Raw genomic sequence first — 13,090 nt, forward strand, 5'->3', positions numbered from 1 at the left:
ATTCAGACCTGTTCAGCCGGAGGACCGCGCCACGACAGCACGTCCAGGAAGACGACCACGGCGGGAACGAGCCGCGGTGTGGCGACGACCAGAGGGGCCGACGCGGGCAGGGGAGTGAGCCTGCGGGGGAGGACCGACGCGATGGCGCGGGCCACCGTCAGCACCGTGCGTTCGGCGACGGCGAGGACGACGACGGTCAGCACGGTGGCCACGACGTGAGAGGCGACCATGCGTGCAGGGCTGGTCTCGTGCTCGTGACGGGACGCGGCGAGCGACACCATGAGGTGCATCGCCAGCTGGCCGCCGCCGACCAGCAGCAGCAGCCTGCCGGGCGTGAGCTCGTGCCGGGCGAAGCCGGAGCACGCCCACGTCAGCAGCGCGACGAGCGAGAAGACCAGACCGGCGTCGGGCAGGTGGCCGTCCGCGCTCGAGTGCGCGAGAACGGCGAGCGACCCGGTGACGACGCCGACAGCGGCACAGCGCGCACGGCGCAGCGGAGCTGTCGACTGGGTCACGCGCGGAGCTTAACCGCCGGGTGAGGCGGATTCACACCCACGAAAGATCTGGCCGAACGGTTCAATTCTGCTGGTGAGATGCTGCGGTGATGATCTCGTACACGAGCGACGTCAGCCACCTCGCAGAGGACGATCTGACCGGGTTCTTCGCGGGGTGGCCCAAGTCACCCTCTCCCGCCCAGCACCTCGCCGTGCTGCGAGGCAGCTACCGCGTCGTGATCGCGCGTTCGCAGGGCAGCGTCGCCGGCTTCGTGAACATGATCAGCGACGGGGTGCTGACCGCGTTCATCCCGTGGCTGGAGGTGCGGCCGGAGTTCCAGGGCCGGGGCATCGGCACCGAGCTGATGCGCCGGATCCTTGCAGGGACCGAGCACCTGTACTCCGTGGACCTCGTCTGTGACGAGTCGCTGAAGCCGTACTACGAGCGCCTCGGCATGACGGCGCTGACCGGCATGATCCTGCGCAACCGCGACGCCTGTGGGTGAACGCACCCACAACGGAGTGGGCACGACCGGATCTGGCTGATCTCGTCGTCCCGCCGCAGGATCGGAGATCGTGAATCCTACGGTTGCGGGAATCGTTCGCGGAGCCGGGTGTTGCGCGCGCATCACCCCTGATCGTGCGGGCGATTCGGGCTGTTCGGAAAGAAGAGTTCCTTACAACGGAACAAAAGTGGACGAACGGCCGCCCGAAGCGCTTCCCCGCGGCCATGCGACAGAGCCAGATCGTCGGCGCGCAGGTCGCGTGGTGGCAGCTCGGCTTCCGGGCCCACCGCGCGGCGCTGAAGCAGCAGGCGGCGCCGGATGTGATGGTCGTGGCCCGCGAGTGGTCGCATCAGGTGCTCGCCGCGCCGTGGTGGTGGCGCCTCACGAGGGTGCTGATGCTCGGTGCTGTGGCCGTGCTGGGGTGTGCGTCCGTGCTCGTTGTTGCGCTTGACGGCAAGGATGAGAGCGTGATGGCGCACTACTCGTTGTTGACGGTCCTGCCGGTGCTGGCGGCGTCGGCGTGGTGGCAGACGCGGTGCGCGCGCAGGCTGGTCGTGCAGACCGGGGCACCACCACGGCGTTTACGCGCGTGGATGGCCGTGCAAGCGATTGCGTTCGTTGCTGCCGCTGGTGTTCTGATCACGCTGATCGTTCGGGCGCGGTGGTCGAGTCGCAGCTGCGGGTGCCGTGTCCGGCCGTAACCGTCGATCAGGACGTGCTCAACTACACGGAGGACGTCGCAGAGTGCCCGTTGGCTGACACGGCTGTTGACATCACCGGCTTCCGCCACACACCGATCGGCGATCGGACCGTGTGCGACCACGTCTACGCGATACCTGGCCTCGGCACGTTGGTGAGTCCAGATGACATGGGCCGTGCGTGGCACGCGCAGCTGAAGGATCTGGGTGCTCCGATCGACTTCCCGCACCCGGACGCTCAGACCTGGTTCCTGAACTTCGAACGCGGCCACATCGCCCACGGCAGCGGGTCGACGAGAGCGATCATCGGCCACCGCTACGAACCGGTGAGCAAGATCGGCGACTGTCCGATGACGGACCGGCCGTGTGTGGTGGCAGTAGAACGCACCGAAGACACGCTCACGGTCGTGTGGAGCTATCCGGATGCCGACGCGTTCAACGTCCAGTGGTGGGAGGAACGAAGCCGGCCGCGCAAGGGCGTCGAGGTCGCGGCCCGCCGCTACACCGTGCGTGACGCCGAGCCCCACCGCACCTACGGCTTCTCCGTCGAGGCGTGCCAGAAGCGGTTCCTCGGCCGCTCCACCTGCACACCCTGGTACTCGGTGGTCGTGCCCGCCGTCAGATCCCTTCCAGGTCGAGGGTTTGCTGATGTGGGCCACCTGTGAACGAGCTGGTGAGCAGTCCCGCACTGCGGCACCGCCCGCACGAGACCGGGGAGGTCGTGGGCTTGAAGCGGGTGAAGTCCCAGCTGCCCGTGCCGACGTGGCAACCCGGGCCGGGCACCTCCAGCCCGAGCCACCCCTGCAGCCGCACGGCGTGCACGACGTCGGATCCGTCGAGATATCCGTTGAGCCGCCCCGCGAACCGGTTGCGCGCCTCTTCCGCGGGTGCGCTGAGAGCCTCCTGCAACACCGAAATGCCGTTCATGAACCTGATTCAACCTCACGTGGACGCGTCGAGCCGCGCACCACGCCGCTCCAGGACCGTGAGGCAGCGCGCACACCACCGCGCGTTGTCCCGCTCGAACGACAAGCCGCGCAACAAGGTCAAGTACGGTCCGACACGTTCGGCGGTGGTCAGGAACTCCTCCTCGGTGCGGCCGTCGAGCAGTTTGGCCTTCAGGCGTTCGTACCGCGCGATTTTCGCCTCGGCCCACTGCCTGCGTTCCACGAGTGACGCCTTGACCCTCTCGACGTCACCGGCATCCGCCGCCATGACCGCGACCATCAACTCGTCGCGGATCGCGGTGGGCCTGTGCGGTTCCGCGGTGAACGCCTCGAGCGCTCGCCGGCCCTTGTCCGTGAGCGAGAACAGGCGTTTGTTCGGCCGGCGTTCCTGTTCGACGGTCCGGGCCCGGATGAGGTCGTCGGCCTCCATCCGATCCAGCTCGCGGTAGAGCTGCTGGGGCGTGCACATCCAGAAGTTGGCCACGGAGGCGTCGAACGCCTTGGCCAGGTCGTAGCCGGACGCCTCCCCGTCGAGCAGGGCGGCCATCACGGCGTTGCGCAGCGACATACGAGCAGGTTACGGTCGGGCAACCTAGTCAACAAGTTGAGTATGTGGGGCGTCGACGTGAACGCATTCCGGAAAGCAGTGGAAGCACGGGACACCGACGCGATGGCGGCCTGCCTCGCGGACGACGTGGTGTTCACGAGCCCTGTCGCCTTCTCTCCGTACCCCGGCAAGCCGCTGACCGCCGCGATCCTGCGCGGCGTGATGCGCGTGTTCGAGAACTTCCGCTACGAGCGCGAGATCATCGACGGTTCCAACCACGCGCTGGTGTTCCGCGCCGAGGTGGGCGGCAAGGAGATCCAGGGCTGCGACTTCCTCCACCTCGACGAGGACGGGCTGATCGACGAGTTCACCGTGATGGTGCGGCCGCTCTCCGCCGCCCAGGCGTTGTCGGAGGCGATGGCCGCGCAGTTCGACCAGATCAAGGCCGAGGCGCTGGAAGCGTTCAACGCCTAGCGCGGCCACCTCCTCCGACGTCACGCGGCGGCCTCGTACACGCTGACGTGCCGCGGTGCACGCCGTGGCCGAACGACAGGTGCCTGCCGCGCGGCCGGTCGATGCGGAACTCCTCCGGCTGCTCGCACTCGGCGGGATCGCGGTTGGTGGCGATCACCGAGCACATCACCGTGTCGCCTCGTAGATCGTCACGTCGCCGATTCGCACGTCCTCCAACGCATAGCGCACGATCCCGGTGTCGACAATGGACAGATACCGCAGCATCTCCTCGACCGCGGTCTCCATCAGGCCGTCGGGATCCTCGCGCAGCTCGCCGAGCTGCTCCGGGTGATCCAGCAACGCGAGCACGCCCAGTCCCAGCATGTTCGTCGTCGTCTCGTGGCCGGCGATCAGCAACAGGTTCGCCGGCCCGACCATCTCGTCGTCGGACAGGTCGCTCGTTGGCGCGAGCCCGGACAGCAGCCTGCGGGCGGCGTCCTGGCTCGTGACCAGCCAGAGCGGCTCGTCGTGGTGTTCGATGCGGTGGATCGGCCCGGCTTCGCTCAGGCGGGCGAGTCGTGGTGCCGGGTCGAACGTGCTCGCGCGGTCCATGAGCTCGGCGGGCAGAACCGGTCTCATGGCGTCGAGGGCGGCGTCCGGCTTCGAGGTCATCGCGATCCTCTTCGGTGAAATGGCGGGATGCGCGACTTCTAAGCCGGGGGAACTGGGAAAGAACTGAACCGCGACGCGTTCCGCGAACATCGCAGCTGATTCGAAAAGTTTGCCCTTTTGAGCGGCTCTTGCCATTGATCTTGCTGATCGGTCATGGGTGCAAATGGCGTAAGCGGGCCCACCACATCAGCTGCTACGTTGAAGATCGTGCCGGACTTCAAGCTGCCGCTCTACGGCGCCGACACCGAACGAGGCGACCTCGCTCCCTGAGTCGCCCCGCGCTCGTCCCGACACCCTTCACCTTTCTCGCTCAGGGAGCTTTGCCATGCGCTCGTTCATCCACGCACTGCCGAAAGTGGAGCTGCACGTCCACCTCGTCGGCTCGGCCGGCGTCGACACCGTTCTGGAGCTCGCCCGCCGCCACCCCGAGGCCGGCGTGCCGGCCGACCGCGACGAGCTGGAGCGCTTCTACACGTTCCGGGACTTCGACCACTTCCTGAAGGTCTACTGGGCGGTGCAGTCGATGCTGAAGGACCGCCACGACGTCCACGCGCTCGTCGTCGGCCTGGCCAGGGACCTGGCGCGGCAGAACGTCCGGTACGCCGAGGTGACCGTGACGCCGTACAACCACCTGCTGGACGGCGTTTCCGGAGATGACGTGCTGGCCGGGCTCGCGTCCGGTCGTGCGGTGGCGGCGGAGCTGGGCGTGGAGCTGGCCTGGTGCTTCGACATCCCGGGTGAGAAGGGCGTTCACGCCGCGCGGGAGACGCTGGCGTTCGCGCTGGCCGAGCGGCCGGAGGGCCTGGTCTCCTTCGGTCTCGGCGGCCCGGAGGCAGGCATCGGCCGCGCCCAGTTCGCGCCTTTCTTCGACGCCGCAAGGGATGCGGGCCTGCACAGCGTGCCGCACGCGGGGGAGACCAGCGGACCGGCGACGATCTGGTCGGCGTTGCGGGACCTGAAGGCCGAGCGGATCGGGCACGGCACGAGCTGCGTGGAGGACCCGGCGCTGGTCGAACACCTTGCGCGGAAGGGGATTGCGCTGGAGGTCTGCCCGACCTCGAACGTTCGCACCCGCCAGGTGACGTCGATCGAAGCGCACCCGGTGCGTCAGATGCTGGAGGCAGGGGTGGTCGTCACGGTGAACACCGACGACCCGCCGTTCTTCGGCGCCACGCTGGAAGGCGAGTACCTGGCCGTGGCTTCGGCGTTGGAACTCGGCCACGCGGAGGTCGCGCGGCTGGCCGAGAACGCAGTGCTGGCCTCGTTCCTGCCGAGCAGGCGCAAGACCTCGTTGCTGGAGGAGATCTCCGCGGTGCTGGCCGCAGTCTGAGCAGGTGGCCCGCCGGTCGTCGCCGGCGGGCCACCTCACTCACTGCTGCGGCACCTGGCAGGTGCGCCGCACGTCACCGGACACGATGCCGTCCGGCGTCCTGCTCGACACGGTCAGCTCGAACGACCCACCGGAGGTGCAGGTGAACCGCGCCTTGCCGTCCGCACCGACCGGCACGACCTGCGGCGTGTTGAACGCGATGTACCACAGGACCTCGTGCGAACCGGGCAGCGCCGGCGTCACCACGAACTCGATCGGCTGACCCGGCCGCGCGGAGATCGGGCCACCGTCCGGGTACTGCGGGCTGGTCACGGTGGGCGGCAACGGCTTCACCTGGAACATGTAGGACCGCTCGTCGGTCTCCACACCCTCCGCGGTCACGCCGCGCACGTACAGGTAGTGGTAGCCCGGCCTCTTGGGAGCCCACTGGACCTGCGTGCCCGTGGTGGTCTGCCACTGCTCGTCGTTGAACCTGTACTTGTACGACACGACGGGGATGCGCGGCGACGAGAACGTGAACGTGCCGGTCTGGCCAGGAGCGCCGCCCGGTTCGTACTTGTAGTCGCTGCTCGTCACGTCCGGTGCCGGAGCCTCGGCGGCAACGGTGCTGTCTCCCCAGCCGGAGCGGACACCGGCCGCGTCGAGGCTCGCCACCAGGACGTCGTGGTAGCCCACCGTCGTCGGCGTGTACTCGAAGGTCAGCGATCCGTCCGCGGTGGCGGGCAGCTGCTTCTCCGGGTCCTCACCGATCTTGTACACATAGGACACCACACCGTCCCTGTTGGGAGTCACGGTGATCGTGCGCTTCTGCCCGACGAGCCCGTCCCACGGATCGGTCTCCACCCATGGCCGGAGCTGGTTGACGTACAGCGACCGTCACCCGTGGTGATCGGCTCGGACGGCCGCTTGGAGTCGGTCGTGACCCACTCCGCCGGGCTCAGGTCGGCCCAGCTGAGTTGCTGCTTGGCGTGCGCGGTGCCGGGAACCACCGCGAGGCTCGCGGTGAGGGCGACGACGAGTGCCCCGGCGCCACGCCAGGGTCTGCCAGATGATCTCAATGATCCCCCTGGAGACGAACTGTCCGGCGGATCGTGCCACCCGTAGGACGTTTTGTCATCGGGGTTCGGGCACCTCCTTCGCGAAGCCGTCTCATCCCGCTTTCGTTTGCGGCAGAATGGTGTTGGCACAACATCAACTTTGGGGGTTCAGTGAAACGAACCATCGTCGTCCTCACCGCGGTCCTGACGGCCCTCGGCCTCGCGCCCGCCGCGAACGCCGCCCGCCCGGCTTCCCTCGTGGTGCTCGGCGACTCCTACGCCTCCGGCACCGGAGCCGGCTCCTATCAGGACGGAACCGCCGGCAACTGCTGGCGCAGCAACAACTCCTACGGCGAACTGGTGGCGGCCCGCCTGCGCGCCCAGGGCAGGCTCAGCTCGTTCGCGAACGTCAGCTGCAGCGGCGCCGCCACCGCCGACCTGGCCCGCCCGTTCAAGGACCGCCCGGCCCAGCTCGACGCACTGCGCCGCGACACCAACCTGGTGCTGCTCACCGTGGGCACCAACGACATCGACTACGCGGCCTACGGCGGCATGTGCGTCCAGGCCGACTGCACCGGCGCCCCGACCGAGGCGATCCTGGCCAAGCTGCCCCAGATGGGCCGCAACGTCACCGCGCTGCTGACCGAGATCCACAAGCGCAGCCCGTACGCCCGCGTCATCCTCGTGGGCTACGGCCGCCAGGTGTCCACTTCGGACAACCCTCCCGGCGCCACTCTCGACCCGATCTGCGGCGAGGGCATCCTCACCACCGCGGAACGCCGTGAGGGCAACAAGGTGGCCGACGGTCTGGACGCCACGCTGAGGTCCGCCGCCAGGGCGGCCCGCGTCACCTTCGCCAGCCCGTTCGCGTACCCGGAGAGGTTCGAGGGCCACGCGTTGTGCGAGGCCGGTACGCCGTACCTGCGGGGCTTCGACGCGTTGGCGCCGGGGCAGGAGGGGCCGGAGGCGGTGTTCCACCCGAACCAGCAGGGGCAGGCCGCGCTGGCCACGCTGGTCCGGGTCTGAGTTCGCGCGGCGGAACGCTCTACAGGGGAGCGAGGTAGAGCGTTCCGCCCACCCGCAGCGCCAGTTCCGTGAGCACGTCGTTGGCCTCCTGCATGGCGTTGACCGCGGTGGGATCGTCCCCGCGCGCATACCTGAGCGCCGCCACGAGGAAGACGACCTCGCCCTCCGGAAGCTCCACCGCGCGGATCAGCTCCGACCGCAGCGGATAGGCGAGCACCAGCCCGAAGTCGCTGTACAACTCCGGACCTTCGCACTCCAAGTGCTGCAACACCTCTTCAACAGCGTGATCAGGCACCAGCAGGTTGCACCACGGATGCGGCGAGTCCCAGAGCCCCGCCTCCCTGAGCAGCGGCTCACCGACCGCGAGCCGGTTCACGAAGTCCCAGTAGCTCGTGATCCGCGTGTCAGCGTCCTCGAACTCCAGCCCGTCAAGGCTCGCACCCCGGTAACTGACCGCCTCCAGCTCGGCGACCCGGCGCCCGTTGCGAATCTTGAGCTGCCCCTCCACGTAGTCGAACGAACCTGCCTGGACGAGGACGCGCTGGTCGGCGACGAGTTCCGAGGCCGATTTGTAGCGAAGCTTGTGCCACTGCACGGTTTCGGGCGCCGGCACGAGCCGCAGGGTCGCCCTGACGACGATCCCGTGACGCCCCTTCCCCGGCCAGCGCCCCATCGGTGTGCCCACAGGTGACGAGCTCACCGGACGGCCTCAGGACGTCGAGCGCGAGCACGTTGTCGGTCTGGGCCCCGTGGTGGTGGCTGGCGCCGCCGAGCCCGCCGACGGACAGGGTGCCGCCGACGGTGAGTTCGAGGTAGTCGGTGAGCACAGGTGGGGTCAGGCCCAGGGGGAGGGTCGCGCGCAGCACGTCGCTCCACTTCGCGCCCGCGTCGACGATCACCCGGTCGGGACGGACCTCGTGGACGGTGTGGAGTGCGGTCATGTCGACCACCACGCCGTCCGGTGCCTGGGCCTGGCCGCCCAGGGAGTGGCCGGCGCCGCGCGGTACCACCAGGACGTTCTCTCGCAGCAGCGCGCTGATCTCGGTGATGTCGGTGGTGCGCAGGACCGCGGCCCGGGCGGTGGTGGACCAGGTCGCCGTAGTCCTGGGCGGCCCAGCGCAACGTGGCCTCGTCGGTGTGCAGCGGCATGCGGACCACGGTGCCAGAGGAAGGGGCCGTCCTGGTGATGGACACCGCCGGTGCGGGCGAGCATCCTGCTGCCGTGGAACAAGTCGTCGAGGCGATGGACTTGGACGCGGCGCACGAGTTGCTGAGCGCGGCATATGGCCGGATGCGGCTCAGCGCGGGTGAACAGCGATCCACGCTGAGGATGGCCAGCAGGACGGTCGGGTCCGTCCGGTTCGACCAGCTCGGCGGTCACCTCGGTCTCGAAGTCGACAGCGAGCCGATGGGCACCTACCTGTTCGGGTATCTGGCTTCCGGCCGGACCTGGTACAACTCGGGCGACGGGGACCGGTTCTACTCGGCCGGTGACGCGTTTTTGACCGCTCTTCCCGACCGCCCCTACACGGCAGGGGCGGAAGATCCGCAGGCGTCGATGGTCGTGTTCAGCCAGGCCGCCGTCGACGAGGTCGCAGAGAACGTCCGCTTCGACGGTTTCCGGCCTGTCTCGCCTCACGCTGCCGCCGCGTGGCGGTCGACGTGCGAACATCTGGAGAACGAACTGTTGCCGGTGTTCGAAGGCAACTCGCTGGTCGTGGCGAACGCGGCACGTCTGCTGGTGGCCACGACACTGGCCACTTTCCCGAACACCACCTTCGCTGGTACGACGGCTGCCGATCGTCGTGATGCGCACCCTCGGGCCTTGCGGCGCGCCATCGCGTTCATCGAGGACAACGCCGCTCGGGACATCACCGCCGCCGACATCGCCCGTGCGGCACGCGTGTCCATCCGTGCGACACAACTCGCGTTCCGCCGCCACCTCGACACAACGCCGATGGCGTACCTCCGACGCGTGCGAATCTCGTGCGCTCATGCCGATTTGTGCGCGCGCGACGGCTCTGTGACGACGATCGCGGCCCGCTGGGGTTACGCCCGTCCGAGTGCTTTCGCCGCGCACTACCGTGCCGCTTACGGAGTCTCGCCGTCGCAGACGCTGCGGTCAGGCTGAGGCACTTCGTTTTCGGGTTCGCGACCTTCGCTTCCGGTGCTATCGCTCGGTCTCCCGGTGCGGTGAAGTGGAGCTCCGTTCTTCGATGTGAGGTCCCGATGACCGCCTGTGAGACCAGCCCGTTCGCCGTGCGGACGCAGCGCACGGGCACTCGTTTCGTGGCCACCTGCCGCGGCGAGATGGACGTGACGACGTGCGACCTGTTCTTCGCCGCCGTGCTGCCCGGCATCACCGACACCACCGTCAACCGCGTGTCGATCGACTTGGCCGAGGTGACCTTCCTGTCCGCGAGCGGCCTGCGCAGCCTCCTGCTCCTGCTGTGCGCCGCGCACTACAACGGCAAGTCGTTCGACCTGCACCGCACCCAGCCCCAGGTGCGCCGAGTGCTCGACCTGTTCGGCTTCACCACCTTCAAAGCGGGCCTTGTGTGGGAGTCGACCATGTCGCCGAGAGTCCACGATCACTAGCTTGACCAGCTATGTTGCTCCCGCTGGTACTCGTACTCGCGCTGACCCCGCCCACGGCCGCCGTGACGGTCCCCGGCGCCGAACATCAGCAACTGGCCCGCCTCGCCGACCTCACCACGACCGGCACCACGGTGTCCGGCCACACCGACCCTGCCGACTGGGCGGGCCTCACGAGCGCCGCCCTGCCCGTGCCCGCGGCCGTGCCGGGCATCCAGATCGACGGCTACTTCCCGGACACGTCGCGCACCAACACCAACCACGGCTGGCACGACTCCCAGTTCGTGCTCCGCCTGCCCGACCGCTGGAACGGCGGCCTGGTCGTCACCGGCGCGCCCGGCGTGCGCGAGCAGTACGCCAACGACCGGGCCATCTCCGACTGGGTCCTCTCCCGCGGTTACGCCTTCGCCGCCACCGACAAGGGCAACACCGGCGCCCAGTTCTACCGCGACGGCCGCGCGATGGAGGAGTGGAACCACCGCTTCACCCAGCTCACGATCGCGGCCCGCGCCGCCGTCACCCAACGCTACGGCCGCGCCCCACGCCGCACCATCGCCACCGGCATCTCGAACGGCGGCTACCTGGTGAGGTGGCAGCTGGAGAACCGCGCGCACCTCTACGACGGCGGCGTCGACTGGGAGGGAACACTGTGGACGGTCGCCGGCCCGAACCCGCTGACGTTCCTGCCCCCGGTGCTGCGCGCGTACCCGGCCTACCTCGCCGGCGACCCCTCGGCGCACGCCGCGATGGTCGCGGCAGGCTTCCCTGCGGGCACGGAGTTCCTGTGGGACTACCACTACCGCTACTACTGGGACCTCACGCAACGCATCCTCCGCGAGGAGTTCGATCCGGGCTTCGACGGCGAACTGGAGGCCGGCATCCCGTTCTGCGCCTCGGGAACGCCTTCGTGCGACGCGGACTACTCGTATGCCGCGCGACGTCGCATAGCCGGGCCGTCGATCGCACCCGTTGCGTTGACGGGCAAGGTGAAGAAGCCGCTGCTCACGGTGCACGGGACCTATGACGTGCTGCTGCCGATCAGCCAGGACTCGGACGTGTACGCGGCGATGACGCCCGATCGGCTGCACCGGTACTACCGGATCGAGCAGGGCACCCACACTGACGGGCTCGTCGACGCGTACCCGGACCGGCTCAGGCCCCTCGCGCCGTGCCACCGTTCCGCGTTCGTGGCGTTGGAGGGCTGGCTGGACGGCATTGACCCGCCGAGGTCGGCGACGGTGCCCAGGCCGAACGACGTGGCCACCTGTCCGCTGTCGTGATCCAATCGACGACGTGGCCACCATCGAGTACGTCCTGGGCGACATCACGGAGCAGCACGTCGACGTGATCGTCAACGCCGCCAACTCGTCCCTCCTCGGCGGCGGTGGCGTGGACGGCGCGATCCACCGCAAGGGCGGCCCGGAGATCCTCGCCGAGTGCCGCAAGCTGCGGGCGGGCCACTACGGCGGCGGCCTCAAGACCGGCCAGGCCGTCGCCACGACCGCCGGGCGCCTGCCCGCGCGGTGGGTCGTCCACACCGTCGGCCCGGTGTGGTCAGCCACCGAGGACCGGTCGGAGCTGCTGGCCGACTGCCACCGCAACTCGCTGAAAGTCGCCGCCGAGCTCGGAGCGAAGTCGGTGGCGTTCCCGGCGATCTCGACGGGGATCTACCGGTGGCGGGTGGAGTCGGCCGCGGAGATCGCGCGGGCCGCGGTGGCGGACGCACCGGTCGAGCTGGTGCGGTTCGTGCTGTTCGACCGGGCGGCGTACGAGGCTTACGCGCGGCCGTAGCTCACCGGGCCACCGTGCTTTCCCGGACCTGCAACGAGAACGGCGTCTGCACGTCGTCCAGAGCAAGGTCGGGCGAGTCGGCACGCTGACGCAGCAGGTCGACCGCTGCCCGCGCGATGGCGGCCTTGTCGGGGGCGACGGACGTCAAGGAAGGCGAGCTGTAGGCGCTCTCGTCGTTGTTGTCGAAGCCCACGATGGCGAGGTCGTGAGGCACGCGCACAAAACGCTCGGCGGCGGTCCGCATGGCGCCGACGGCCAGCAGATCGTTGAAGCAGAACACCGCGTCAGGCGGGTTTCGCAGGTCCAGCAAGGTCCTCATCGCGGCGGCGCCGTCCGCGCGGTGGTAGTTCACGGCGGGAACGACGAGCGACGAGACGAAAGGCAGCCCGGCTTCCTCGAGAGCCGCCTGGTAGCCCTCCAGGCGCAAGGCGGCGGTGCCACGCTGGGGGTGGGCGCCGATCGCGGCGATTCGCGTGCGGCCCAACGAGATCAGGTGGCGGACGGCGGTCATGGCGGCGGCCACGTTGTCGATGCCCACTCGTGAGATCGGCACCTCGACGTCGTGTTCGCCCAGCAGGACGGCGGGCACGGACAGCTGGAAGTCCTCCACCTGCAACGCTTCCGGGCTCAGGATCGCGGCGTCCACCAGGTGCGGGCCCAGTGAGGCCAGAGCCTGGCGTTCGCCGGACAGCGTGCCGAAGGTCTGTTCGATGAGCACGTTCCACTCGTGTTCCTGGGCGGCGGCGATGACGAGGCCGGCCAGCTCCGCGAAGTACGGGATCGAGAGTTCGGGGAGCACCAGGGCGATGAAGCCGGTGCGGCCTCGGCGCAGGTTGCGGGCGCCCAGGTTGGGGCGGTAGCCGGTGGCCTCGAGGGCCTCTTCGACTCGGCGGCGGTTGTCGGGTTTGACGAACGAGTAGCCGTTGACCACGTTCGAGACGGTCTTCACCGAGACGCCCGCCAGCCGGGCGACGTCCTTGAGCGTGGCCAACGC

The 13,090-nt window shown here is 68.9% G+C and carries 18 protein-coding genes and 1 pseudogene; 10 read left to right on the top strand and 9 right to left on the bottom strand.

Features of this window, described 5'->3' with window-relative positions; genetic code table 11:
* Positions 1 to 2: 2 nt before the first annotated feature.
* Positions 3 to 515 (bottom strand): hypothetical protein, encoded by a 513-nt coding sequence (locus tag ABFX45_RS15460; RefSeq protein WP_346130534.1) that lies wholly within the window; start codon positions 513 to 515, stop codon positions 3 to 5.
* A gap of 89 nt (positions 516 to 604) precedes the next feature.
* On the opposite strand from ABFX45_RS15460, the gene ABFX45_RS15465 reads away from it, so the two are divergent.
* The 3 genes from ABFX45_RS15465 to ABFX45_RS15475 all read left to right on the top strand — a co-directional run bounded on the left by ABFX45_RS15465 (position 605) and on the right by ABFX45_RS15475 (position 2,363).
* Positions 605 to 1,000 (top strand): GNAT family N-acetyltransferase, encoded by a 396-nt coding sequence (locus tag ABFX45_RS15465; protein ID WP_109636482.1) that lies wholly within the window; start codon positions 605 to 607, stop codon positions 998 to 1,000.
* Positions 1,001 to 1,224: 224 nt separating this feature from the next.
* Complete coding sequence (locus ABFX45_RS15470) at positions 1,225 to 1,701, top strand: hypothetical protein (protein ID WP_346130537.1); 477 nt, start codon at positions 1,225 to 1,227, stop codon at positions 1,699 to 1,701.
* Between the two features lie 14 nt (positions 1,702 to 1,715).
* The gene (locus ABFX45_RS15475; RefSeq protein WP_346130539.1) at positions 1,716 to 2,363 is read left to right on the top strand and encodes a fibronectin type III domain-containing protein; all 648 of its coding nucleotides are present in this window, start codon (positions 1,716 to 1,718) and stop codon (positions 2,361 to 2,363) included.
* On the opposite strand, the gene ABFX45_RS15480 is transcribed toward ABFX45_RS15475, so the two are convergent.
* Both ABFX45_RS15480 and ABFX45_RS15485 read right to left on the bottom strand, forming a co-directional pair.
* Positions 2,317 to 2,625 (bottom strand): hypothetical protein, encoded by a 309-nt coding sequence (locus ABFX45_RS15480; protein ID WP_051783962.1) that lies wholly within the window; start codon positions 2,623 to 2,625, stop codon positions 2,317 to 2,319. The genes ABFX45_RS15475 and ABFX45_RS15480 overlap by 47 nt on opposite strands.
* 15 nt (positions 2,626 to 2,640) lie before the next feature.
* Positions 2,641 to 3,213, bottom strand: a complete 573-nt coding sequence (locus ABFX45_RS15485) for a PadR family transcriptional regulator (RefSeq protein WP_346130542.1) — start codon at positions 3,211 to 3,213, stop codon at positions 2,641 to 2,643.
* 57 nt (positions 3,214 to 3,270) lie between these two features.
* Between ABFX45_RS15485 and ABFX45_RS15490 the strand changes: the two genes are divergently transcribed.
* Positions 3,271 to 3,666, top strand: a complete 396-nt coding sequence (locus ABFX45_RS15490) for a nuclear transport factor 2 family protein (RefSeq protein ID WP_109636483.1) — start codon at positions 3,271 to 3,273, stop codon at positions 3,664 to 3,666.
* Here the strand turns inward: ABFX45_RS15490 and ABFX45_RS15495 are convergent.
* Together ABFX45_RS15495 and ABFX45_RS15500 are read right to left on the bottom strand one after the other, a co-directional pair.
* Entirely contained in the window at positions 3,656 to 3,823 is a 168-nt protein-coding gene (locus ABFX45_RS15495) for a hypothetical protein (protein ID WP_346130545.1), read from the bottom strand. The two genes, ABFX45_RS15490 and ABFX45_RS15495, sit on opposite strands and share 11 nt — an antisense overlap.
* Before the next feature lie 8 nt (positions 3,824 to 3,831).
* Positions 3,832 to 4,317 (bottom strand): cytochrome P450, encoded by a 486-nt coding sequence (locus tag ABFX45_RS15500; RefSeq protein WP_346130547.1) that lies wholly within the window; start codon positions 4,315 to 4,317, stop codon positions 3,832 to 3,834.
* Between the two features lie 325 nt (positions 4,318 to 4,642).
* Here ABFX45_RS15500 and add point away from each other — a divergent pair, with 325 nt between their 5' ends.
* The gene (gene add, locus ABFX45_RS15505) at positions 4,643 to 5,647 is read left to right on the top strand and encodes an adenosine deaminase (protein WP_346130549.1); all 1,005 of its coding nucleotides are present in this window, start codon (positions 4,643 to 4,645) and stop codon (positions 5,645 to 5,647) included.
* A gap of 39 nt (positions 5,648 to 5,686) precedes the next feature.
* Here the strand turns inward: add and ABFX45_RS15510 are convergent, their stop codons facing one another.
* On the bottom strand, positions 5,687 to 6,490 hold the full coding sequence (locus ABFX45_RS15510; protein ID WP_109636255.1) for a hypothetical protein: 804 nt from the start codon (positions 6,488 to 6,490) through the stop codon (positions 5,687 to 5,689).
* A gap of 365 nt (positions 6,491 to 6,855) precedes the next feature.
* On the opposite strand from ABFX45_RS15510, the gene ABFX45_RS15515 reads away from it, so the two are divergent.
* Positions 6,856 to 7,710 (top strand): SGNH/GDSL hydrolase family protein, encoded by an 855-nt coding sequence (locus ABFX45_RS15515; protein ID WP_170154904.1) that lies wholly within the window; start codon positions 6,856 to 6,858, stop codon positions 7,708 to 7,710.
* A 19-nt stretch (positions 7,711 to 7,729) separates the two neighbouring features.
* On the opposite strand, the gene ABFX45_RS15520 is transcribed toward ABFX45_RS15515, so the two are convergent.
* Positions 7,730 to 8,323 carry a hypothetical protein gene (locus tag ABFX45_RS15520; RefSeq protein WP_346130553.1) on the bottom strand — a complete coding sequence of 198 codons (594 nt, stop codon included), beginning with the start codon at positions 8,321 to 8,323 and terminating at the stop codon, positions 7,730 to 7,732.
* A 79-nt stretch (positions 8,324 to 8,402) separates the two neighbouring features.
* Positions 8,403 to 8,876 (bottom strand): annotated as a pseudogene (locus tag ABFX45_RS46460) (FAD-binding protein); the annotation flags it as partial.
* Between ABFX45_RS46460 and ABFX45_RS15525 the strand changes: the two are divergent.
* The 4 genes from ABFX45_RS15525 to ABFX45_RS15540 all read left to right on the top strand — a co-directional run bounded on the left by ABFX45_RS15525 (position 8,858) and on the right by ABFX45_RS15540 (position 12,096).
* The gene (locus tag ABFX45_RS15525; RefSeq protein WP_346130555.1) at positions 8,858 to 9,841 is read left to right on the top strand and encodes a helix-turn-helix transcriptional regulator; all 984 of its coding nucleotides are present in this window, start codon (positions 8,858 to 8,860) and stop codon (positions 9,839 to 9,841) included. The pseudogene ABFX45_RS46460 and the gene ABFX45_RS15525 overlap by 19 nt on opposite strands.
* A gap of 98 nt (positions 9,842 to 9,939) precedes the next feature.
* Positions 9,940 to 10,308, top strand: a complete 369-nt coding sequence (locus ABFX45_RS15530; protein ID WP_109636259.1) for an STAS domain-containing protein — start codon at positions 9,940 to 9,942, stop codon at positions 10,306 to 10,308.
* 11 nt (positions 10,309 to 10,319) lie between these two features.
* Positions 10,320 to 11,585: a prolyl oligopeptidase family serine peptidase gene (locus tag ABFX45_RS15535; RefSeq protein ID WP_346130557.1), complete on the top strand. Its 1,266-nt coding sequence runs from the start codon at positions 10,320 to 10,322 to the stop codon at positions 11,583 to 11,585.
* Positions 11,586 to 11,598: 13 nt separating this feature from the next.
* A complete protein-coding gene (locus ABFX45_RS15540) occupies positions 11,599 to 12,096 on the top strand; it encodes an O-acetyl-ADP-ribose deacetylase (RefSeq protein WP_428834149.1) in 498 nt (165 codons plus the stop codon).
* A 1-nt stretch (position 12,097) separates the two neighbouring features.
* Here ABFX45_RS15540 and ABFX45_RS15545 read toward each other — a convergent pair whose 3' ends face one another.
* A complete protein-coding gene (locus ABFX45_RS15545) occupies positions 12,098 to 13,087 on the bottom strand; it encodes a LacI family DNA-binding transcriptional regulator (RefSeq protein WP_346130559.1) in 990 nt (329 codons plus the stop codon).
* Positions 13,088 to 13,090 lie beyond the last annotated feature (3 nt).

The organism is Lentzea roselyniae, assembly GCF_039537795.1.
Lineage (GTDB): Bacteria > Actinomycetota > Actinomycetes > Mycobacteriales > Pseudonocardiaceae > Lentzea > Lentzea atacamensis.